Annotated in this window: 20 protein-coding genes; 12 read left to right on the plus strand and 8 right to left on the minus strand. The window is 70.3% G+C overall.

The genetic code is table 11. From position 1 onward, the window contains the following. Positions 1–39 precede the first annotated feature (39 nt). Complete coding sequence (locus tag GA0115234_RS05785; RefSeq protein ID WP_093539758.1) at positions 40–1,575, minus strand: S8 family peptidase; 1,536 nt, start codon at positions 1,573–1,575, stop codon at positions 40–42. Between the two features lie 290 nt (positions 1,576–1,865). On the opposite strand from GA0115234_RS05785, the gene GA0115234_RS05790 reads away from it, so the two are divergent. The 3 genes from GA0115234_RS05790 to moaA all read left to right on the plus strand — a co-directional run bounded on the left by GA0115234_RS05790 (position 1,866) and on the right by moaA (position 5,043). After that, a complete protein-coding gene (locus tag GA0115234_RS05790) occupies positions 1,866–2,234 on the plus strand; it encodes a DUF485 domain-containing protein (protein ID WP_093539802.1) in 369 nt (122 codons plus the stop codon). Next, the gene (locus GA0115234_RS05795; RefSeq protein WP_093539759.1) at positions 2,231–3,871 is read left to right on the plus strand and encodes a solute symporter family protein; all 1,641 of its coding nucleotides are present in this window, start codon (positions 2,231–2,233) and stop codon (positions 3,869–3,871) included. The genes GA0115234_RS05790 and GA0115234_RS05795 overlap by 4 nt, the downstream gene beginning before the upstream one ends. A 182-nt stretch (positions 3,872–4,053) precedes the next feature. Beyond that, entirely contained in the window at positions 4,054–5,043 is a 990-nt protein-coding gene (gene moaA / locus GA0115234_RS05800) for a GTP 3',8-cyclase MoaA (protein WP_093539760.1), read from the plus strand. Between the two features lie 21 nt (positions 5,044–5,064). On the opposite strand, the gene GA0115234_RS05805 is transcribed toward moaA, so the two are convergent. Next, a complete protein-coding gene (locus tag GA0115234_RS05805; protein WP_093539761.1) occupies positions 5,065–5,322 on the minus strand; it encodes a hypothetical protein in 258 nt (85 codons plus the stop codon). 216 nt (positions 5,323–5,538) lie between these two features. Then, entirely contained in the window at positions 5,539–5,904 is a 366-nt protein-coding gene (locus GA0115234_RS05810) for a DUF3099 domain-containing protein (protein WP_093539762.1), read from the minus strand. 247 nt (positions 5,905–6,151) lie between these two features. On the opposite strand from GA0115234_RS05810, the gene GA0115234_RS05815 reads away from it, so the two are divergent. After that, entirely contained in the window at positions 6,152–6,427 is a 276-nt protein-coding gene (locus GA0115234_RS05815; RefSeq protein WP_093539763.1) for a GlsB/YeaQ/YmgE family stress response membrane protein, read from the plus strand. 76 nt (positions 6,428–6,503) lie between these two features. Here GA0115234_RS05815 and tyrS read toward each other — a convergent pair whose 3' ends face one another. From tyrS to GA0115234_RS05830, 3 genes are all read right to left on the minus strand, one after another. Then, positions 6,504–7,769, minus strand: a complete 1,266-nt coding sequence (gene tyrS / locus GA0115234_RS05820) for a tyrosine--tRNA ligase (RefSeq protein WP_093539764.1) — start codon at positions 7,767–7,769, stop codon at positions 6,504–6,506. A 59-nt stretch (positions 7,770–7,828) separates the two neighbouring features. Next, positions 7,829–9,223, minus strand: a complete 1,395-nt coding sequence (locus tag GA0115234_RS05825) for a metallopeptidase TldD-related protein (protein ID WP_093539765.1) — start codon at positions 9,221–9,223, stop codon at positions 7,829–7,831. A gap of 82 nt (positions 9,224–9,305) precedes the next feature. Further along, the gene (locus GA0115234_RS05830; protein WP_093539766.1) at positions 9,306–10,829 is read right to left on the minus strand and encodes a TldD/PmbA family protein; all 1,524 of its coding nucleotides are present in this window, start codon (positions 10,827–10,829) and stop codon (positions 9,306–9,308) included. 297 nt (positions 10,830–11,126) lie between these two features. Between GA0115234_RS05830 and fabG the strand changes: the two genes are divergently transcribed. The 3 genes from fabG to GA0115234_RS05845 all read left to right on the plus strand — a co-directional run bounded on the left by fabG (position 11,127) and on the right by GA0115234_RS05845 (position 13,177). Continuing rightward, complete coding sequence (fabG, locus tag GA0115234_RS05835) at positions 11,127–11,846, plus strand: 3-oxoacyl-[acyl-carrier-protein] reductase (protein ID WP_093539767.1); 720 nt, start codon at positions 11,127–11,129, stop codon at positions 11,844–11,846. Between the two features lie 5 nt (positions 11,847–11,851). Continuing rightward, positions 11,852–12,619 (plus strand): enoyl-ACP reductase FabI, encoded by a 768-nt coding sequence (fabI, locus tag GA0115234_RS05840; protein WP_093539768.1) that lies wholly within the window; start codon positions 11,852–11,854, stop codon positions 12,617–12,619. A gap of 165 nt (positions 12,620–12,784) precedes the next feature. Beyond that, entirely contained in the window at positions 12,785–13,177 is a 393-nt protein-coding gene (locus GA0115234_RS05845; RefSeq protein WP_093539769.1) for a hypothetical protein, read from the plus strand. A gap of 52 nt (positions 13,178–13,229) precedes the next feature. Here the strand turns inward: GA0115234_RS05845 and GA0115234_RS05850 are convergent, their stop codons facing one another. Continuing rightward, the gene (locus GA0115234_RS05850; protein WP_093539770.1) at positions 13,230–13,904 is read right to left on the minus strand and encodes a FadR/GntR family transcriptional regulator; all 675 of its coding nucleotides are present in this window, start codon (positions 13,902–13,904) and stop codon (positions 13,230–13,232) included. A gap of 152 nt (positions 13,905–14,056) precedes the next feature. On the opposite strand from GA0115234_RS05850, the gene GA0115234_RS05855 reads away from it, so the two are divergent. The 4 genes from GA0115234_RS05855 (at position 14,057) to GA0115234_RS05870 (ending at position 16,435) form a co-directional block, all read left to right on the plus strand. After that, positions 14,057–15,346, plus strand: a complete 1,290-nt coding sequence (locus GA0115234_RS05855) for a CynX/NimT family MFS transporter (protein ID WP_093539803.1) — start codon at positions 14,057–14,059, stop codon at positions 15,344–15,346. Positions 15,347–15,372: 26 nt separating this feature from the next. Next, positions 15,373–15,483 (plus strand): SGM_5486 family transporter-associated protein, encoded by a 111-nt coding sequence (locus GA0115234_RS43240; protein WP_093539771.1) that lies wholly within the window; start codon positions 15,373–15,375, stop codon positions 15,481–15,483. 152 nt (positions 15,484–15,635) lie between these two features. Further along, positions 15,636–15,842: a hypothetical protein gene (locus GA0115234_RS05865; RefSeq protein ID WP_093539772.1), complete on the plus strand. Its 207-nt coding sequence runs from the start codon at positions 15,636–15,638 to the stop codon at positions 15,840–15,842. Between the two features lie 74 nt (positions 15,843–15,916). Continuing rightward, on the plus strand, positions 15,917–16,435 hold the full coding sequence (locus GA0115234_RS05870; RefSeq protein ID WP_093539773.1) for a SixA phosphatase family protein: 519 nt from the start codon (positions 15,917–15,919) through the stop codon (positions 16,433–16,435). An 87-nt stretch (positions 16,436–16,522) separates the two neighbouring features. Here the strand turns inward: GA0115234_RS05870 and serB are convergent, their stop codons facing one another. Beyond that, complete coding sequence (gene serB / locus GA0115234_RS05875; RefSeq protein ID WP_093539774.1) at positions 16,523–17,779, minus strand: phosphoserine phosphatase SerB; 1,257 nt, start codon at positions 17,777–17,779, stop codon at positions 16,523–16,525. A 376-nt stretch (positions 17,780–18,155) separates the two neighbouring features. Between serB and GA0115234_RS05880 the strand changes: the two genes are divergently transcribed. Beyond that, positions 18,156–20,726 (plus strand): ABC transporter ATP-binding protein/permease, encoded by a 2,571-nt coding sequence (locus GA0115234_RS05880; protein ID WP_093539775.1) that lies wholly within the window; start codon positions 18,156–18,158, stop codon positions 20,724–20,726. The last annotated feature ends 89 nt before the right edge of the window (positions 20,727–20,815 follow it).

Genomic DNA, 20,815 nt, shown 5'->3' on the forward strand with positions numbered 1-20,815 from the left:
CCCGAAACCCCGGCCCCTCCCGCCGCGCCGCGTCTCCCGCTACCAGCGGACCGCGTTCAGCGCGTTCACCACACCGGCACCGTAGAAGCCGTTGCGGTTCTTGCCGCCCTCGCAGACGGCGTCGATCGTGCCGTCACCGTCGATGTCGTACGGCGCGCCGCACGCGGTGGCGTCGGCCTCGGCGAGCAGCAGCGCCTTCACCGCGGCCGCCGAGGCGTGCGGGTGGACCGACTTGATCAGGGCCGCGACACCCGCGACATGCGGGGAGGCCATCGACGTACCGGCCTTGTAGCCGTACGCGCCGTTCGGCAGCGTGGACAGGATCAGACCGCTGGTGGCCGGCGGTGCGGGCGTCTGGTAGGCCGTGGAGTCGCCGCCCGGCGCCGCCACGTCGATGACGCCGTTCCCGTAGTTCGAGTACGAGGCCTTCAGGCCCTTGGCACCCGTCGCGGAGACCGTCACGACGCCCGGCAGCTGCACCGGGATGTCCAGGCACTCGCGCGGGTTGATCGTCCGGGTGACGGTGGTGCCGTCGTTCGGGCTCTGCGTGTCCTCGATCGCGTCGGAGGCCAGATCGAAGCTGCTGTTGCCGGACGAGGCGATGTTGACCGTGCCCTTGCGCTCCGCGTACCGCGTGGCCCGCGCGACGGCGTCGACCAGGGCGCCCTGGTCGGGGTCGTTCTTGCAGTTGAACATCCACGGGTCGGTGAAGTAGCTGTTGTTGGTGACGTCGACGCCGTGCTCGGCGGCCCAGACGAAGCCGCAGACGATCGACTCCGTGTAGAAGAACCCGTCCGGGTTCGCCACCTTGATCCCGGCGACCTTGACGCCCGGCGCGACGCCCGTCACCCCGATACCGTTCTTCGCGGCGGCGATGGTCCCCGCGACATGGGTGCCGTGGTTGCTCTCGTTCGGCTTGGAACGCCAGGCGCCGTCCGTCGTGTCCGGCGCCCCGGAGACGCAGCTCGCCGAGGCCCGGCGGTCGAAGTTCGGCGCCAGGTCCGGGTGGGTGTCGTCGACCCCCGTATCGATGACCGCGACCGTGACGTCGCGGCTGCCCAGCGTCTTCTTGTGTGCCTGGTCCGCCTTGATCGCGGGCAGGTCCCACTGCAGGGGCTCCATCGGGTCCTGGCCCGCCGTCGCCTTCGCCGCGGCGGACTTCGCCTGCGCCGCGGTCAGCGGCTGCTCGACCCCGGTGTCCGTGGTGGCCTGCGGGATGATGGGGCTGGTGCGGGTGGCCCCCGCCGAATCGACCCCCCTGACCTGGCGGATCGTCTTCGCGAAGTCCGGGTTCTGCGAGTGGACGACGATGACGCCGATCTGCTCGTAGGCGATCACCACCGTGCCGCCGGCCTCGGCTATCGCCTTCCGCACCTGCTTGACGGTCCCGTGACCGCCCCGCGTGTTGACCACGTACGAGAGTTTGGGGCCGTCCGTCGACACCGCCGCCGCGGGGCGTGCGTCCACGGGTGCGGCAGAGGCGGCACCCGTCGGCAGGAAGCCGAGCGAGGCCGTGAGGGCCAATCCGACGGGCAACGTGAGCGCGCGCGTCCGTCTGGATCCCAGATGAGCCATGGGGTCTCCACATCATCCGTGCCGGGCGACCGGACGCGGGCGCACCCGGTCGCGTACATGACCAGTGAAGTTATCGCTGATCATCCCCGCGCATCAATGAGTTCGGCGGGCCGGATTCGGCCGGACGGGCGTGAATCGGCGCGCGGGAGAAGTACGGAAGCGTGGTGAACCGCTTCGCCGCGCTCTCCGTGCCGTTGTCGGGGGAAGTGCACCGATGCCCCGACACCGGTCCCTTCCCGGTAGGACCCACCGTCACCGACACCACCGCACCCGCGTCGCGAGGAGATTCCGTGGCTACCGATGCACCGCCGCCGCCCGAGATCAGTACGGACGCCCGCCCCGCCCAGCCCACGACCGAGGCGTTCATCGCGATGCAGGAGAGCGAGGAGTTCGGCGAACTGCGACGCTCGTACCGCTCGTTCGCCTTCCCGCTGACCATCGCCTTCGTCCTCTGGTACCTGCTCTACGTGCTGCTGTCCAACTACGCGGGCGGCTTCATGGGCGCCAAGGTGTACAGCAACATCAACGTGGCCTTCGTGTTCGGCCTCGCCCAGTTCGTCACCACCTTCCTCATCGCCTGGCTCTACTCGCGGCACGCGGCCGCGAAGCTCGACCCGAAGGCCGAGGCCATCAAGTCCCGTATGGAGGCCGACGCATGAGCGCCGCGTACCACTCGCACCCCGCCCTCCAGCTGGCCGCCTCCTCGACCACCGAGCACCGGCCGCTGATCATCACGCTCTTCGCCGTGTTCGTCGCCGCGACCCTGGGCATCACCGTCTGGGCCGGACGGCAGACCCGGAGCGCCTCCGACTTCTACGCGGGCGGCCGCCAGTTCACCGCCTTCCAGAACGGACTCGCGGTCTCCGGCGACTACATGTCCGCCGCGTCGTTCCTCGGCATCGCCGGGGCCATCGCCCTCTTCGGCTACGACGGCTTCCTGTACTCCATCGGCTTCCTCGTCGCCTGGCTCGTGGCCCTGCTCCTGGTCGCCGAACCCCTGCGCAACTCGGGCCGCTACACGATGGGCGACGTCCTCGCCTACCGGATGCGCCAGCGCCCGGTCCGTACCGCCTCCGGCGTCTCCACCATCATCGTCTCGATCTTCTACCTGCTGGCGCAGATGGCGGGCGCGGGCGTCCTGGTCTCGCTGCTCCTCGGCATCACCAGCGACGCGGGCAAGATCCTCATCGTCGCCCTGGTCGGCGTACTGATGATCGTGTACGTCACCATCGGTGGCATGAAGGGCACCACCTGGGTGCAGATGGTCAAGGCCGTACTGCTGATCGCGGGCGCCCTCCTGATGACCTTCCTGGTACTGCTCAAGTTCGACTTCAACATCTCCGACCTGCTGGGCACGGCCGCCTCGAAGAGCGGCCACGGAGCGGCGTTCCTGGAGCCCGGCCTCAAGTACGGCGCCACCGGCACCTCGAAGCTGGACTTCCTCTCCCTCGGCATCGCCCTGGTCCTCGGCACCGCCGGCCTGCCGCACATCCTGATCCGCTTCTACACGGTGCCGACCGCCAAGGCCGCCCGGAAGTCGGTCAACTGGGCCATCGGCATCATCGGCGCCTTCTACCTGATGACCATCGCCCTCGGCTTCGGCGCCGCCGCCCTCATCGGCCCCGACGAGATCAAGGCGAAGAACCCGGCGGGCAACGCGGCCGCCCCGCAGCTCGCCGAATACCTCGGCGGGGTCGGCTCCACCAGCGGCGCCGTGCTGCTCGCGGTGATCTCGGCCGTCGCCTTCGCCACCATCCTCGCCGTCGTCGCGGGACTCACCCTCGCCTCCTCGTCCTCCTTCGCGCACGACATCTACGCCAACGTCATCCGCAAGGGGAAGGCCACCGAGAAGGAGGAGATGCGGGCGGCCCGCTGGGCCACCGTCCTCATCGGCGCGGTCGCGATCGTCCTGGGCGCCTTCGCCCGCGACATGAACGTCGCCGGACTGGTGGCGCTCGCCTTCGCCGTCGCCGCCTCCGCCAACCTGCCGACCATCCTCTACAGCCTCTTCTGGAAGCGGTTCACCACCCGGGGCGCGCTGTGGTCGATCTACGGCGGACTGGCGAGCTCGGTGATCCTGGTGCTGTTCTCACCGGTCGTCTCCGGCAACCCCAAGACGTCGATGTTCAAGGGCGCCGACTTCGCCTGGTTCCCGCTGGAGAACCCCGGCCTGATCTCCATTCCGCTGGGCTTCCTGCTCGGCTGGATCGGATCCCTCCTCTCGAAGGAGGAGCCGGACAAGGGCAAGTACGCCGAGCTGGAGGTCAAGTCCCTCACCGGCATCGGAGCGCACTGACCCGGCGGCCCGCCCGTTCCGCGGCCGTGTCGTAGGGTCCTACGACACGGCCGCGCCGCACCTCGTGTCAAACGGGCCCCGCCGATGTCACCGCTCTCGCGTAGTCTCGGAAGAGTCAGCCGGAGCAGCCGGCCGGAAGAGCGGGCTCGGCACCCGGGAAGCCATTGGGGGAGGGGGCCCACATGCTCATCGACACGTACGACCGGGTGGCCACCGACCTGCGCGTCTCGCTGACCGACCGGTGCAATCTGCGGTGCACCTACTGCATGCCCGAAGAGGGCCTGCAATGGCTCGCCAAGCCCGACCTGCTCAGCGACGACGAGATCGTCCGGCTGATCCGCATCGCCGTCACCCGGCTCGGCATCACCGAGGTCCGATTCACCGGCGGCGAGCCGCTGCTCCGCCCCGGGCTCGTCTCCATCGTCGAGCGGTGCGCGGCCCTCGACCCGCGTCCCAGGATGTCCCTCACCACCAACGGCATCGGCCTCCGTCGCACCGCCGCCGCGCTCAAGGCCGCCGGTCTCGACCGGGTCAACGTCTCGCTGGACACCCTGCGCCCCGAGGTCTTCAAGACCCTCACCCGCCGCGACCGCCACCACGACGTGCTGGCCGGCCTCGAAGCCGCCCGCGACGCCGGGCTCACCCCGGTCAAGGTCAACACCGTCCTGATGCCGGGGCTCAACGACGACGAGGCCCCCGAGCTGCTCGCCTGGGCCGTCGAGCAGGGGTACGAGCTCCGCTTCATCGAGCAGATGCCGCTGGACGCCCAGCATGGCTGGAAGCGCGACGGCATGATCACGGCGGACGACATACTCACCTCGCTGCGCACCCGCTTCACCCTCACCGAGGAGGGCGACGGGGAGCGCGGCTCCGCCCCGGCCGAGCGCTGGACCGTCGACGGCGGCCCCCACCGGGTCGGTGTCATCGCCTCCGTCACCCGCCCGTTCTGCCGCGCCTGCGACCGCACCAGGCTCACCGCGGACGGCCAGGTGCGCACCTGCCTCTTCGCCCGCGAGGAGACCGATCTGCGCGGCGCCCTGCGCTCGGACGCCCCGGACGAGGAGATCGCCCGGATCTGGACGCTCGCGATGTGGGGCAAGAAGGCCGGATCGGGCCTGGACGACCCGTCCTTCCTCCAGCCCGACCGGCCGATGTCGGCGATCGGCGGCTAGGGCCTCTCGTCTGGTCAGGCCCTAGGACCGACCACGGCCGTCGGCGCCGGACTCCCACTCCGCCAGCGTCACGACATCCTTGAGGAAGCCCCGGACGCCGAGGAACGAGGAGAGGTGCTCCCGGTGTTCCTCGCAGGCCAGCCAGGTCTTGCGGCGCTCGGGGGTGTGCAGCTTCGGGTTGTTCCAGGCGAGCACCCACACGGCGTCGGCCCGGCAGCCCTTGGCGGAACAGATGGGTGTGGTGGCACCGCTCTCAGCTGCGGTTTCAGGGGAGTTCACGGACTCAACCCTAGGGCCTGTCCGGGGTGGACCGGGCCGGAGAAAAAGCGACGCCGGGCAGCCACGGGGGGAGCTGCCCGGCGTCGGTCTGTCGCTCCGACGGGGGATGCGGAGCGCCTACGAAGTATGTCACGCAGACCGGGGTGCGGTGCACCGTAACTTCATGATTGATCTGAGGTTTTCTTGAGCTTCGGCTGCCCGCGTGCCCGGCCGGGCTCAGGCCGGTCCGCCGCCGTGGTGGACCCCGTCGCCCTCCGGACCCGATTCCGCGGCACCGGCCACGGGCGCCGGGCCGAGCGCCGGACGCATCGGCGCCGGTACGAAGGTGGAAGGGAGCGAAGGGGTGTTCTCCCGGCCCGCGTTGGCGATGACCACCGCCACGTACGGCAGCAGCACGCCGAGCGCGAGCGCCACGATCGCGACATACCGTTCGACGTTCCACAGCACCGCGGCCAGGACCACCGAGACCGTCCGTACGGACATCGAGATCACATAGCGCCGCTGCCTGCCGCGCACATCGTCCGCGAGTCCCTGCCGGGCGCCCGTGATCCGGAAGACCTCGCCGCCGCTCTGCTTCCGCATCACGTCTCCCTCACCCTTCCCCCAGCGCCCGGCGGGCCGGGGGCACCGCATTCCCGTGCCGGACGCTCCCGGACCGGGCCGCGAACCACGGTACGCCCGCCACCCGGCGGCTTCGAGACCGGGGCACGCCCTGTTCGTACATATCGGCATCCGTGCCGCACGTACGGACCCTTCCGGCATGCGGTGCCGGGCGCGCGGGCCGAGACTGGGCGGACATGCGCGACATCGCGTCGCACGAGGAGGCGACATGGGCTGGTTGTGGGCAATCATCGTGGGTCTGGTGCTCGGTCTGATCGCGAAGGCGATCCTGCCCGGCAAACAGAACATCCCACTCTGGCTGACGATCATCTTCGGCATGATCGGCAGCGTGCTCGGCAATGCCGTCGCCACCTGGATCGGTGTCAACGACACCAAGGGCATCGACTGGATCCGCCATCTGTTCCAGCTGATCGGTGCGGTGGTGGTCGTCGGCGTCGGCGACATGCTGTGGGCCTCGTTCCGCGGGTCCAGGCACAAGACCTGAACCGGCGGGCGGACGCACCGCGGGCCGGACACGCGCCATGCGTGCCCGGCCCGCGGTGCGCGGTCGTGGTCCGGGATCAGCCGGTGACCTCGACGGCGGCGAGGTTCTTCTTGCCCCGGCGCAGTACCAGCCAGCGCCCGTGCAGCAGCTCCTCGCGGGCCGGCGCGCTCTCGCCGTCCGTGACCTTGACGTTGTTCACGTACGCGCCGCCCTCCTTCACCGTGCGACGGGCGCCCGACTTGCTCGGCGCCAGACCGACCTCCACCAGGAGATCCACCAGCGGGCCGAGCTCGGTGACCCGCGCGTGCGGCACCTCGGACAGCGCGGCGCCCAGCGTCGCCTCGTCCAGCTCGCCGAGCTCGCCCTGGCCGAAGAGCGCCTTCGACGCCGCGATGACCGCGGCGCACTGATCGGCACCGTGCACCAGCGTCGTCAGCTCCTCGGCCAGCGCGCGCTGCGCCGACCGGGCCTGCGGACGCTCCTCGGTGACCTTCTCCAGCTCCGTCAGCTCCTCGGGGCCGAGGAAGCTGAGGACGCGCATGTACCGCGAGATGTCCCGGTCGTCCACGTTCAGCCAGAACTGGTAGAACGCGTACGGCGTGGTCATCGTCGGATCGAGCCAGACGGCACCGCTCTCGGACTTGCCGAACTTGGTCCCGTCCGCCTTCGTCATCAGCGGGGTCGCCAGCGCGTGCACCTCGGCGCCCGGCTCCAGGCGGTGGATCAGGTCGAGACCGGCGGTGAGGTTGCCCCACTGGTCGCTGCCGCCCTGCTGGAGGGTGCAGCCGTAGCGCCGGTACAGCTCCAGGAAGTCCATGCTCTGGAGTAGCTGGTAGCTGAACTCGGTGTAGCTGATGCCCTCGTCGGACTCCAGCCGCCGGGCGATGGACTCCTTGGTCAGCATCTTGTTGACGCGGAAGTGCTTGCCGATGTCCCGGAGGAACTCGATCGCGGACATGCCCGCGGTCCAGTCCAGGTTGTTCACCATGACCGCCGCGTTCTCGCCCTCGAAGGAGAGGAACGGCTCGATCTGGGACCGCAGCCGCGACACCCAGGCTGCGACCGTCTCCGGATCGTTCAGCGTGCGCTCCGCGGTCGGCCGCGGGTCACCGATCTGACCCGTCGCACCGCCCACCAGGGCGAGCGGCCGCAGACCGGCCCGCTGGAGCCGGCGCATGGTGAGCACCTGCACCAGATGGCCGACGTGCAGACTCGCCGCGGTGGGGTCGTAGCCGCAATAGAAGGTGACGGGACCGTCCGCGAGAGCCTTGCGCAGTGCGTCCTCATCAGTGGACTGGGCGAACAGCCCGCGCCACTTCAGCTCGTCGACGATGTCCGTCACGGTTCCGGTGCTCCTCGTGATGCGTACGGGTAAGGGTCTTCCTGCTCAGTCTAGGCGGGTCACACGCCCGGACTCACCGAGCTCATGTTGAAGTCGGGGATGCGCAGCGCGGGCATCGCGGCCCGGGTGAACCAGTCGCCCCACTCGCGCGGCAGCGTCCTCTCGGTACGGCCCGCCTCCGAGGCCCGCGACAGCAGATCCACCGGCGACTCGTTGAACCGGAAGTTGTTCACCTCGCCGACGACCTCGCCGTCCTCGACGAGATACACCCCGTCACGGGTCAGCCCGGTCAGCAGCAGTGTGGCCGGATCGACCTCGCGGATGTACCACATGCAGGTCAGCAGGAGCCCGCGCCCGGTCGTCGCGGCCACCATCTCCTCCAGGGACCGCTCACCGCCGCCCTCCAGCACCAGGTTGTCGATCGTCGGCGTGACCGGCTGCCCGGTCAGCCCCGCCGAGTGCCGGGTGGTCGTCAGATGCTCCAGCCGGCCCTCCCGCAGCCAGTCGGTCGGCGTCAGCGGCAGACCGTTGTCGAAGACGGAGGCGCTGTCCCCGGAGGAGTGGGCGATCACGAACGGCGCCGACTCCAGACCCGGTGCGTACGGGTCGCTGCGGAGCGTCAGCGGCAGCTCGGAGAGCCGCTCGCCGACCCTGGTCCCGCCGCCCGGCTTCGAGAACACCGTCCGGCCCTCCGCGGCGTCCCGCGCGGCCGACGACCACAGCTGGTAGATCAGCAGATCGGCCACGGCGGTCGGCGGCAGCAGCGTCTCGTACCGCCCGGCGGGCAGCTCGATACGGCGCTGTGCCCAGCGCAGCCGCTGCGCCAGCTCCGCGTCCAGCCCGACCGGGTCGACGTCCTTGAAGTCACGCGTCGCGCGGCCCGCCCAGCACGAACGGGTGCGGTCGGGGGACTTGGCGTTGAGCTCCAGCTTCCCGGTCGGCTGGTCGTGGCGCAGCCGCAGCCCGGTCGACGTACCGAGGTAGGTCGACGTCAGCTCGTGGTGGGCGAAGCCGTACAGCTCACGGCCGCCGGAGCGGGCGCGGGCGAAGGCGTCGCCGAGCGCCGGGGCGAACTCCGCGAAGACGTCCGAGTCGGTCTCGGCCGGTGCGTCCGTGAAGTCGGGCGACGTGGGCACCCCGGTGACCAGCGGCTGCGCGTCCTCCGCCGGACCGGCCCCGCGCGCCGCCGCCTCGGCGGCCCTCACCAGCGGCTCCAGGTCGTCGGCGGTGACCGCGGACCGCGACACCACACCGGACGCGGTGCCCTGCGCGCCGTCGACGGTCGCGATGACGGTCAGGGTCCGCCCCCGGGTCACCCCGTTCGTCGTGAGCGCGTTGCCGGCCCAGCGCAGATTCGCGGACGACTCCTCGTCGGCGATGACCACGCAGCCGTCGGCGGTGGACAGTTCGAGTGCCCGCTCGACGATCTCGTGCGGCTTGCTGACGCGGCTCATCGTCCGGCCTCCTGCGTCGTATTGAGACTGTGCTGTCCCGGGGGACGACCCCCGGACCCCCAGCCGGTTCCGTGGTGACGGCTCATCGTCCGGCCTCCTGCGTCGTATTGAGGATGTTCACGCCTCGGAAGAGGGCGGAGGGGCAGCCGTGCGAGACGGCCGCGATCTGGCCGGGCTGGGCCTTGCCGCAGTTGAAGGCGCCGCCCAGGACGTATGTCTGCGGGCCGCCGACCTTCTCCATCGAGCCCCAGAAGTCCGTCGTCGTCGCCTGGTACGCGACGTCGCGCAGCTGCCCGGCCAGCCTGCCGTTCTCGATCCGGAAGAACCGCTGACCGGTGAACTGGAAGTTGTAGCGCTGCATGTCGATCGACCAGGACCGGTCGCCGACCACGTAGATGCCGCGCTCCACCCCGCCGATCAGATCCTCCGTGGACAGCCCGCCCGGATCCGGCCGCAGCGACACATTGGCCATCCGCTGGACGGGGACATGGCCCGGCGAGTCCGCGTACGCGCAGCCGTTGGAACGGCCCAGCCCCGTCAGCTTCGCGATCCGCCGGTCCAGTTGGTACCCGACCAGCGTCCCGTCCTTGATCAGGTCCCAGGACTGCGCCTGGACACCCTCGTCGTCGTACCCGATGGTCGCGAGCCCGTGCTCGGCGGTGCGGTCACCGGTCACATTCATCACGGGGGAGCCGTACGCCAGCTTCCCCAGCTGGTCGAAGGTGGCGAACGACGTCCCGGCGTACGCCGCCTCGTAGCCCAGCGCCCGGTCCAGCTCGGTGGCGTGGCCGATCGACTCATGGATGGTCAGCCAGAGGTTGGAGGGGTCGACGACCAGGTCGTACGTCCCCGCCTCGACGCTCGGCGCCCGCATCTTCTCGGCCAGCAGCCCGGGAATCCGCTCCAGTTCGCCGTCCCAGTCCCAGCCGGTCCCGGTCAGGTACTCCCAGCCGCGGCCCACCGGCGGGGCGATCGTCCGCATCGAGTCGAACTCACCGGTGGTCCCGTCCACGGCGACCGCGGTGAACTGCGGATGCAGCCGCACCCGTTGCTGGGTGGTCACGGTGCCGGCCGTGTCCGCGTAGAACTTGTTCTCGTGGACGGTCATCAGCGAGGCGTCCACATGCGCGACGCCCTCGGCACCGAGGAGCCGGCCGCTCCACTCGGCGAGCAGCCCCGCCTTCTCCTCGGCCGGTACGTCGAAGGGGTCGATGTCGTACGCCGAGACCCAGGTCCGCTCGCCGTGCACCGGCTCGTCGGCCAGCTCGACCCTCTCGTCCGAGCCGGCCGCCGCGATCACCTTGGCCGACAGCTTCGCCATGGCGACGGCCTGCGAGGCCACCTTCGCCGCGGCGTCCATCGTCAGGTCCACCCCGGACGCGAAGCCCCACGCCCCGCCGTGCACCACCCGCACCGCGTAGCCGAGATCGGTGGTGTCCGAGGACCCGGCGGGCCGGGCGTCCCGCAGCCGCCAGGACGCGCTGCGCACCCGCTCCAGCCGGAAGTCGGCATGCGCGGCGCCCAGCGCCCGCGCGCGGGCGAGCGCCGCGTCGGCGAGGGCCCGCAGGGGCAGGGCCAGGAATGACTGATCTACCTCATGAGGCATGTAGTACTCCGTCTTTTCGACAAGTCTCCGCAGTGAACCATGTCGTGCGCCGAGGGCGACCGGCCACAGGTTTCCCGGCCGAGTCCCCCGTGCACGGTGCGTGGCGCGAATCCGCTCGGACGCCGCCGCCGTCATCGCACACGAGGCGCCGGGCGGGGCGGCGACCGGTCGATGCGTACCCGACTGTAGGAACCCCACAGTGCCCGGAGGGAGGCGCTGTCAGGGGCCGATTCCTCGTGGAGCACCTGGTACCGATAGGTTTTCGATGTACCAGACCGCTAGGGAAAGGGTGATCCGTTGAGCCGCTCGGTTCTCGTCACCGGAGGAAACCGGGGCATCGGCCTCGCCATCGCCCGCGCTTTCGCCGACAACGGCGACAAGGTCGCGATCACCTACCGCTCCGGCGAGCCGCCCGCGGCGCTCACCGAGGCCGGTGTTCTCGCGGTCCGGTGCGACATCACCGACGCCGAACAGGTGGAGCAGGCCTACAAGGAGATCGAGGAGAAGCACGGCAACGTGGAGGTGCTGGTCGCCAACGCCGGTATCACCAAGGACCAGTTGCTGATGCGGATGTCCGAGGACGACTTCACGTCCGTGCTCGACACCAACCTCACCGGCACCTTCCGCGTCGTCAAGCGCGCCAACCGCGGCATGCTGCGCGCCAAGAAGGGCCGCGTCGTCCTCATCTCCTCCGTGGTCGGGCTGCTCGGCTCGGCCGGGCAGGCGAACTACGCCGCCTCCAAGGCCGGCCTGGTCGGCTTCGCCCGCTCGCTGGCCCGTGAGCTCGGCTCCCGGAACATCACTTTCAACGTCGTCGCGCCCGGTTTCGTCGACACCGACATGACGCAGGTGCTCACCGAGGAGCAGCGCAAGGGCATCGTGTCCCAGGTGCCGCTCGGCCGCTACGCGCAGCCCGAGGAGATCGCCGCCGCGGTGCGCTTCCTCGCCTCCGACGACGCGTCGTACATCACTGGAGCCGTCATCCCCGTTGACGGCGGATTGGGCATGGGTCACTGATCACCATGAGCGGAATTCTCGACGGCAAGCGCATCCTCATCACCGGGGTGCTGATGGAGTCGTCCATCGCGTTCCACACCGCCAAGGTGGCCCAGGAGCAGGGCGCGGAGATCATCCTGACCGCCTTCCCGCGGCCCACGCTGACGGAGCGCATCGCCAAGAAGCTGCCCAGGCCGGCCAAGGTCATCGAGCTGGACGTGACCAACACCGAGCACCTGGACCGGCTCGCCGGCCTGGTGAAGGACGAGCTCGGTTCGCTCGACGGCGTCGTCCACTCCATCGGCTTCGCGCCGCAGGACGCACTCGGCGGCAACTTCCTCAACACCCCGTTCGAGTCCGTCGCCACGGCGATGCACGTCTCGGCGTTCTCGCTGAAGTCGCTCGCCATGGCCTGCAAGCCGCTGATGAGCGAGGGCGGCTCGATCGTCGGCCTCACCTTCGACGCGCAGTTCGCCTGGCCGCAGTACGACTGGATGGGCCCGGCCAAGGCCGCGCTGGAGGCCACCTCCCGCTACCTCGCCCGTGACCTGGGCAAGGACGGGCTGCGCTGCAACCTGGTCTCCGCCGGACCGATCGGCTCGATGGCCGCCAAGTCCATCCCGGGCTTCGGCGAGCTCGCCGACGTGTGGAACACCCGCTCCCCGCTGGCGTGGGACATGTCCGACCCGGAGCCGGCCGGCCGTGCGGTCGTCGCGCTGCTCTCGGACTTCTTCCCGAAGACGACGGGCGAGATCATCCACGTCGACGGAGGCGTGCACATGATGGGTGCCTGATCCCGTACGACAGGTTCTGACCCGCGAGCCGCGTACCGCCTCCGAGGAGGCGGTACGCGGCTCGTCCGCGTCCGGGCCCTTCGCCCCGCTCAAGTCGAAAAGACGGTCGATCCACCGCAGAATGTGGTGAACCGGACTTCGGGTCGGGCTACGGGAGGAGGTCGCGTGCGCTCCATACGTCGCCGGACCGGGGCGCTGCTGGCGGCCGCCATAGCTCTCGCCGGACTCGCCGCCCCGGTGGGGATATCCATGGCGGGCCGGGCGGGAGCCGGGGCGTCCGCCCCCGCCGCTCCCAGCCCGGAACCCGCCGGAGCCGAATGCCGTACGTCGGTCCGGGGTTCCCGGGTCGTCACCTACTGCCACAACCCGTACCCCTCCACCGACCGCGTACAGCTGCACACCGAATGCCGCCGCTGGTGGGACATAGACGCCGACGCCACCCCGGTCGACGTGGGCCCCGGACGGACCGTCCGGCTCGATGACCGCTGCTGGAAGGAAGTCGGCTCCGCCTGGGTCACGCACCGGGTGCGGGACGCGTCGCCGGACCGCCCGGCCTGATCCGGGTTTTCATCCGGACGGACGATGCCGGGCAGACCCTGGACCCGGTTCCCTAGACCCGGTCCACCAGACAGCTCAGCGCATGGCCCGCGGCCTCGGCCGCCGCCGTCTCCGCGTCCCCGACCCGGATCGCCTCGACCAGCCTGGCGTGGTCCATGTGGTTCTCCGGCCGCAGCTCGTGGCCGATGTCGCCCCGGAGGTAGTCGCGCAGCAGATCGCCCAGGTCGGCGTAGAGACCGGTCAGCACGTCGTTGTGCGAGGCGGCGACCACGGCCAGATGCAGCGTCGCGTCCGCCGCGACGAACGCCTCGGCGTCACCCGCGGCCCAGGTCTCCTCCCGACGCGCCATGAGCGCGTCCAACTGCTTCAGATCCCGCTCGGTGCGCCGGGCGGCAGCCAGCCTCGCCGCCGACGACTCCAGGGTGGAGCGCAGCTCGGCGATATGGACCGGATCGGCCGAGGCGAAACGGCGGTGCATCACCCCGGCCAGTTCGCTGGTGGCGACGACATAGGTGCCCGAACCCTGCCGGATGTCCAGCAGACCGTTGTGCGCGAGGGCGCGCACGGCCTCCCGGACGGTGTTGCGGGCCACCCCCAGCTGCTCCACCAGCTCGGGCTCGGTGGGAATGCGTGAACCCACGGGCCATTCGCCCGAGGTGATCTGATTCCTGAGCTGGGCAATCACCTGGTCGGCGAGTGCCGAACGCCGCGGAGACGTCAGCGCCATGGTGCTCCTTGGTCGGGTTGCTGGGGCGATGAGGGGTGACGGGAGTCGCTGTGCCTGGAGCGCATGGTCTCAGAAGGGCTCCCGGCGGATGGGACGGAAAGGCTCCCGGCGGATTGGACAATCAATCATCCCATGATTCTATGATGGGCCTCATGCCCGATGACGAGACCCGGACCCTGAGCCCCGCCACCCCGGCGAACACCCCCACGAAACCCACGGCCCCGCAGACGGCCGAGGCCGCCCAAGGACCCGCTCCCTGGCTGCTCCGGCTGGTCGTCGTCGGGCTGGTCCTCACCGCACTCAACCTCCGCCCCGCCATCACCAGCCTCGGTGCCCTCCTCGAAGAGGTACGGGACGGGCTGCACATGAGCGGCAGCGTCGCCGGTGTCCTCACCTCTGTGCCGCCGCTCTGTTTCGCGGTCTTCGGCATCATGGCGCCGCGCCTCGCCCGACGCTTCGGTCCGGGCGCGGTCGTCTGCGCCGGGATGATCGCCATCACCGCCGGTCTGGTGATCAGGCCGCTCGTCGGCGGGACGGCCGGCTTCCTCGCCGCGAGCGCCCTCGCCCTCATGGGCATCGCCGTCAGCAACGTCCTGATGCCGGTCATCGTCAAGCGCTGGTTCCCGGACCGGGTCGGCTCCATGACCGGGCTCTACTCGATGGCCCTGGCCCTCGGCACCTCGCTCGCCGCCGCGGTGACCGTGCCCATGACCAGCGCGCTGGGCGGCAGCTGGCGGCTGGGACTCGGCGTCTGGGCCGCGCTCGCCGTCGTCGCGATCCTGCCCTGGATACCGGTGGTACGGGACCGCGGCGGCGCCCCGGGGCAGCCCGTCGCCCAGCACGCCGGCACCGGCACCCCGGCCCTCAAGATCACCCGCAGCCGTACCGCCTGGGCCCTCGCCTGCTTCTTCGGCCTCCAGGCCACCGCCGCGTACATCACCATGGGATGGATGCCGCAGATCTTCCGTGACGCCGGGGTCTCGGCCGGTACGGCGGGTGTGCTGCTCGCCGTGACCATGGCGATGGGCGTACCGCTCGCCTTCGTCATCCCGAGGGTCGCCGCCCGGATGAAGAACCAGGGCCCGATCGTCGTCTTCCTCGGCAGCTGCGGCCTCATCGGCTACGCGGGCCTCTACCTCGCCCCGGCCGGCGGGGCCTGGGCCTGGGCACTGCTCCTCGGCATCTCGAACTGCTCCTTCCCGCTCGCCCTGACCATGATCGGCATGCGGTCGCGGACCGGCGCGGGAGTGGTCCGGCTGTCCGCGTTCGCCCAGTCCGTCGGCTACCTCATCTCGATCCCCGGACCGCTGCTGATCGGTGTGCTCTACCAGCACAGCGGCGGCTGGGAGCTGCCGATCGCCCTGATGGCGGGCCTCATGGTGCCGCAGATGGCGGTCGGAATCCTGGCCGGGCGGGACCGGACGATCGAGAACGAGTGCTGAGATGCGAGACTGAGCCCATGTCTCCTGTGCTCGACCCGAATCCTCAGAACGGTCAGAAGAAGCTCCTCGTCGTCCTCGGGGCGATGCTGCTGATCACCGTGATCGTCGCCGTGATCGCCTCGATCGCGTCACCCTGAGCCGTGCGGCCGTGCGCCGCCGATGGTGGGGCTAGCCCCCGCATCCCCTAGGGGGCCAGGGTCAGGGTGAACTGGGTGGCTCACCGGATGGGGCCGGCCGTCCCGGAACCGTAGTTTTCCGGTATCAGCACCGATGACTTACGGAGGCGGACATGCCGGCCCGAACGCACACCCGGACCACCCACCCGGCCACGGGCAGCGTCGAGGTCCGGCTGCCGTGGTGGGCCATCGCGCTGCCCGCGCTCGCGTTCGCCGCACTGCTGCTGCTGATCGTGGGACCCGGTGAGGCGCACGCCGACGCCACCGCCCCGGCGGTCAACCGGTTGCTTGAGCGAATCACGGCCCTGGTGACCCGCTGACGTCGCCCGCGCACCCCGTGGAAGCCCTTCAACACCCTGAGCCGGGCGGCACATTTCGTGCGAAGCTGAGGTGTATGAGCGTCGATACACCTCGCAGGATCGTCCTTCTCAGGCACGCAAAGGCGGAATGGTCGCAGGACTCCGACCACGAACGGCCGCTCGCGGAGCGCGGCCGCAAGGATGCCCCCGTCGCAGGCCGCAGACTCGTCGACTCCGGGATCGATCTCGATCTGGCCCTCTGCTCCACCGCGGCCAGGACGCGCGAGACATGGAAGCTGGCCGTCCACGAGATGCCGCACCGCCCCCGGACGGTGTACGAGGAGCGGCTGTACGAGGCGTCTCTCGGCGAGCTCATCGCCCTCATCAACGAGACCCCCGACGATGTGCGCGACCTCCTGGTCATCGGCCACAACCCCGGCATGCACGCGGTCGCCGACGCCCTCTCGGAATCGGCCGAGGGCGACACCCTGGCCCGGATGACCCGTGGCGGCTTCCCCACCGCCGCGTTCGCCGTCGTCGAGTTCACCGGCTCCTGGAAGGGCGTGGAGCACGGAGTGGGCAAGCTGGTCGAGTACTGGACGCCCAACGACTGACCCCGCCGCCGTACGACGCAGGGCCCCGGTGCTTCCCGCACCGGGGCCCTGCGCCGTATGTGTGAACGCGTCGTACGCGCGAACGCGTCAGTCGACGAGACCGTCGGCGGCCTCGACCTCCTCGCGCGTGATGCCCAGCAGATACAGCACGGTGTCCAGGAACGGCACGTTCACCGCGGTGTGCGCGGCCTCGCGGACCACCGGCTTGGCGTTGAAGGCCACCCCGAGCCCGGCGGTGTTCAGCATGTCCAGGTCGTTGGCACCGTCACCGATCGCGACGGTCTGCGCCAGCGGCACCCCGGCCTGCTCGGCGAAGCTGCGCAGCAGCCGGGCCTTGCCGGCCCGGTCGACGATGTCGCCGACGACCCGTCCCGTGAGCTTTCCGTCGACCACTTCCAAGGTGTTGGCAGAGGCGAAGTCGAGCCCGAGCCGCTCCTTCAGATCGTCGGTGACCTGGGTGAACCCGCCCGAGACCACCCCCACTTGGTACCCGAGCCGCTTCAGCGTACGGATCAGGGTGCGCGCGCCCGGCGTCAGCCGTACCTCGGCGCGCACCTTGTCCACCACCGACGCGTCGAGCCCGGCCAGCAGCGCCACCCGCGCGTGCAGCGACTGTTCGAAGTCGAGCTCGCCGCGCATCGCCTGTTCGGTCACCTCGGCGACCTTGTCCTCGCAGCCCGCGTGCGCCGCGAACAGCTCGATGACCTCGTCCTGGATGAGCGTGGAGTCGACGTCCATGACGACCAGCCGCTGCGCCCGGCGGCTCAGCCCGGCCGACACCACCGCCACATCGACACCGATGCCGGCGGACTCCGTCGCCAGCGCGGTCCGCAGCTGTTCGGTCCCGGTGCCGGACACCGCGAACTCGACCGCCGTGACCGGGTACTTCGCGAGCCGGAAGATGCGGTCGATATTGCCGCCGGTCGAGGTGATCGTGGCCGCTATGGCGGCGGTCGACTCCGCGGTCAGCGGGTGCCCGAGCACCGTCACATGGGAACGCCCGTCGCCGCGCGGCCGGTTGTCACCCGTACCGGAGATGATCTCGGCCTGGAGCTTCAGCGAGTCGGCCCAGCTGTGCACGGTCGCCCGCAGATCGCCCTCGGTGGTGCCGTCCGCGGTCGGGGCGGTGACCAGCGCGCACAGGACGATGCGGCCACGGGTGACGACCTGCTCGATGTCGACGACATCGACCGAGTAGGCGGCGAGGGTGTCGAAGAGCCCGGCGGTGATGCCGGGGCGGTCCTTCCCGAAGATCTTCACGAGAAGGGTGGGTGTGCCGGTGCCCCGACGGGACTCAGGGGACTCAGGAGACGAGGAGGACCGAGGTGGCTGAGATGCGCTCATGGTGCTTCCACCGTATCGGTCCCTCCCGCGGTACCGGAGGCCCGTCCCGAGGACCGGACGGCGCGTCGCCCCCGTACCCCCGCCCGGTGCGCCCGCCCCGTGACGGACCGCGCGCGTCCGGATCCGCCCGGTATCCGGCGGACGGCAAGCGGCGGGCCACAGTGCCCGGGACATCCCGTTCGCCGTTATTTCGTACGCACTCGGCATGCTTGCCGCGCCCTGCTCCGTTACTTCGTGTCGGCACCGTAACGATGCAGGCCCAGGCAGGGTCTTCGCCCCGCCCGACTTTCGTATCCGGGACTGCTCCTGGAATAGTTCCCCACGATGTTCAGCATCCCTAGGCCCCCTGCGACGGGGGCGACACGGGGGACAACTAGTGGGGCGCGGAGTGCCGGAACTCGTACTGGAATTGAATGGAAGGACCTGGACGCTCGATCCGTCCAGGCCGTACACCCTCGGGCGCGATCCGCAGGGCGACCTGACGATCGACGACGCCAGGGTGTCGTGGCGGCATGCCACGATCAGCTGGGGCGGCCGGAGTTGGTTCATAGCGGACCACGGCAGCACCAACGGCACCTATGTGCAGGGCAGCAGGATCCAGCAGCTGGAGATCGGCCCCGGCACCGTCGTCCATCTGGGCAACGCCACTGACGGGCCGCGGCTGAGCATCGCCGCCGCGGCGGGCGCCGATGTGTACAGCGGACACGGCGCGGGCGCTCAGCAGGCTCCCGCTCAGCAGCCCCAGCAGGGCGGCCCCGGCTGGCCCGGCCAGCAGGCGCCCGCCCCGCACCAGCCGCAGCAGGGCTGGCAGCAGCAGGCCCCCCAGGGCCCGCCGCCGCAGCCCGCGCAACCCCAGGTCCCGCATCAGCAGGGCATGGCGGGGACACCCGGCGCGGGCGGTCCCGGCGGGGCCGCGGGGGCCCCGTCGGTGTACGGCGACCGCAGCCCGACCACGTTCCACCGGCTGGACCTCGGCCGCGTCATGCGCATCGGTCGTGCGCTGGAGAACGAACTGGTCGTCTCCGACCTCCAGGTCTCGCGTCACCACGCCGAATTCCACGCGACGCCGGACGGCCGCTTCGAGATCCGTGACCTCGGATCCCACAACGGCACGTACGTCAACGGCCAGCCGCTCGCCAAGTCCGGCTCCGCGCTCATCGGCCCCAACGACATCGTCGGCGTCGGTCACTCGACCTTCCGCCTGGTCGGGGACCGGCTGGAAGAGTTCGTCGACACCGGTGAGGTCTCCTTCTCCGCCCGCCACCTCACGGTGACGGTCGACGGCGGGAAGCAGATCCTCAAGGACGTCTCCTTCGGCGTCCCGGAGAAGTCGCTCATCGCGGTCATCGGCCCGTCGGGATCCGGAAAGTCCACCCTGCTCAAGGCGCTCACCGGCTACCGGCCCGCCAACCAGGGCGACGTCCTCTACGACAACCGGAACCTCTACAAGCAGTTCGCCGAGCTGCGCCAGCGCATCGGTCTGGTCCCGCAGGACGACATCCTGCACAAGGAACTCACCGTCACCAAGGCGCTCAAGTACGCGGCCAAGCTCCGCTTCCCCGCGGACACCACCGAGGCCGAGCGCCAGGCCCGGATCCATGAGGTCCTCGCCGAGCTCAAGCTCGACATCCACAAGGACAAGAAGGTCACCGCGCTCTCCGGCGGACAGCGCAAGCGCGTCTCCGTCGCCCTGGAGCTGCTCACCAAGCCGTCGCTGATCTTCCTGGACGAGCCGACCTCCGGCCTCGACCCGGGCATGGACCGCGATGTCATGCAGCTGCTGCGCGGACTGGCCGACGACGGCCGCACCGTCCTGGTCGTCACGCACTCCGTCGCCGAGCTGGCGATCTGCGACAAGCTGCTGGTCATGGCGCCGGGCGGTTCCGTCGCCTACTTCGGCCCGCCGGAGGAAGCGCTCAACTTCTTCGGCTACACCACCTGGGCCGATGTCTTCTCCGCGTTCGAGAGCTACCGCGACTACGACTGGGCGGGCCGCTGGCGCGGTTCGCAGCACTACCAGATGTACGCCGCGGACATCGACGCCGTCGCCGCGCAGTCCGTGCACATGCCGCCCCCGCAGCAGCTGCGGCCGCCGAAGCCGCAGAGCTGGTCGGCCCAGCTGTGGACGCTGATACGCCGGTACGTCTCGGTGATCGCGTCCGACAAGGGCTTCATGGGCCTGATGGTGATCCTGCCCGCCGTGCTCGGCATCGTCAGCGTGGTCATCCCGGCCAAGTTCGGCCTGGCCCCGCCGGACCCGCCGTCCCGGTTCAACAGCGCCGCCGGAACGATCATGCTGATCCTGGCGGTCGGCATGTGCTTCTCCGGCGCGGCCAACTCCGTACGAGAACTGATCAAGGAACGCGTCATCTACGAACGGGAACGGGCCACCGGTCTGTCCCGCTCCGCCTATCTGATGTCCAAGGTGATCGTCCTCGGCGTGATCACCGCCATCCAGGGCGTCATCATCTGCGGCATCGGCTTCGCCACCCGTGAGCTGCCGGCCGAGGGCCTGATCATGCCGCCGGCCGTCGAGATCTGCCTGACGATCATCGTGCTCGGCTTCACCTCGATGATGTTCGGCCTGGTCATCTCCTCGCTGGTGAAGACCGCCGAGAAGACCATGCCGCTGCTGGTCATGTTCGCGATCGTCCAGGTCGTCTTCACCGGCATCCTCTTCCAGGTCTACGGATCTCCCGGCCTGGAGCAGTTCGCCTGGCTGATGCCGTCCCGCTGGGCCATCGCCGGCGCGGGCACCACGCTGGACCTCTCGCACCTCATGGCGCCGTGGGACCCCAAGAACCCGACCGACCTGGACCCGCTGTGGGAGCACTCGGCCGGCCAGTGGGGGATCAACATCTCCGTACTCCTGCTGCTCGGCGTCGTCTGCGGCGTCGTGGTCGCGCGACTGCTGCGCCGCCACGAGCCGGAGGTCATGCGCAAGTAGGCGCGGGCACCGGCACCACACGCCGAAGGGCGGCACCCCGCGCGGGGTGCCGCCCTTCGGCGTGTGCGGACGCGGTCCGGCGCGGCGCG

The sequence above is a fragment of the Streptomyces sp. DvalAA-43 genome (genome assembly GCF_900091725.1).
GTDB classification, from domain to species: Bacteria; Actinomycetota; Actinomycetes; order Streptomycetales; family Streptomycetaceae; genus Streptomyces; species Streptomyces pulveraceus.

Coding starts and splice junctions, on each gene's coding strand:
- GA0115234_RS05850 (WP_093539770.1), bottom strand. CDS start 13,904: ATGGCGCTGACGTCTCCGCGGCGTTCGGCACTCGCCGACCAGGTGATT.
- GA0115234_RS05810 (WP_093539762.1), bottom strand. CDS start 5,904: ATGCGGAAGCAGAGCGGCGGCGAGGTCTTCCGGATCACGGGCGCCCGG.
- moaA (WP_093539760.1), top strand. CDS start 4,054: ATGCTCATCGACACGTACGACCGGGTGGCCACCGACCTGCGCGTCTCG.
- serB (WP_093539774.1), bottom strand. CDS start 17,779: ATGAGCGCATCTCAGCCACCTCGGTCCTCCTCGTCTCCTGAGTCCCCT.
- GA0115234_RS05815 (WP_093539763.1), top strand. CDS start 6,152: ATGGGCTGGTTGTGGGCAATCATCGTGGGTCTGGTGCTCGGTCTGATC.
- GA0115234_RS05795 (WP_093539759.1), top strand. CDS start 2,231: ATGAGCGCCGCGTACCACTCGCACCCCGCCCTCCAGCTGGCCGCCTCC.
- GA0115234_RS05870 (WP_093539773.1), top strand. CDS start 15,917: ATGAGCGTCGATACACCTCGCAGGATCGTCCTTCTCAGGCACGCAAAG.
- fabI (WP_093539768.1), top strand. CDS start 11,852: ATGAGCGGAATTCTCGACGGCAAGCGCATCCTCATCACCGGGGTGCTG.
- GA0115234_RS05825 (WP_093539765.1), bottom strand. CDS start 9,223: ATGAGCCGCGTCAGCAAGCCGCACGAGATCGTCGAGCGGGCACTCGAA.
- GA0115234_RS05855 (WP_093539803.1), top strand. CDS start 14,057: ATGCCCGATGACGAGACCCGGACCCTGAGCCCCGCCACCCCGGCGAAC.
- GA0115234_RS05830 (WP_093539766.1), bottom strand. CDS start 10,829: ATGCCTCATGAGGTAGATCAGTCATTCCTGGCCCTGCCCCTGCGGGCC.
- GA0115234_RS05865 (WP_093539772.1), top strand. CDS start 15,636: ATGCCGGCCCGAACGCACACCCGGACCACCCACCCGGCCACGGGCAGC.
- GA0115234_RS05785 (WP_093539758.1), bottom strand. CDS start 1,575: ATGGCTCATCTGGGATCCAGACGGACGCGCGCGCTCACGTTGCCCGTC.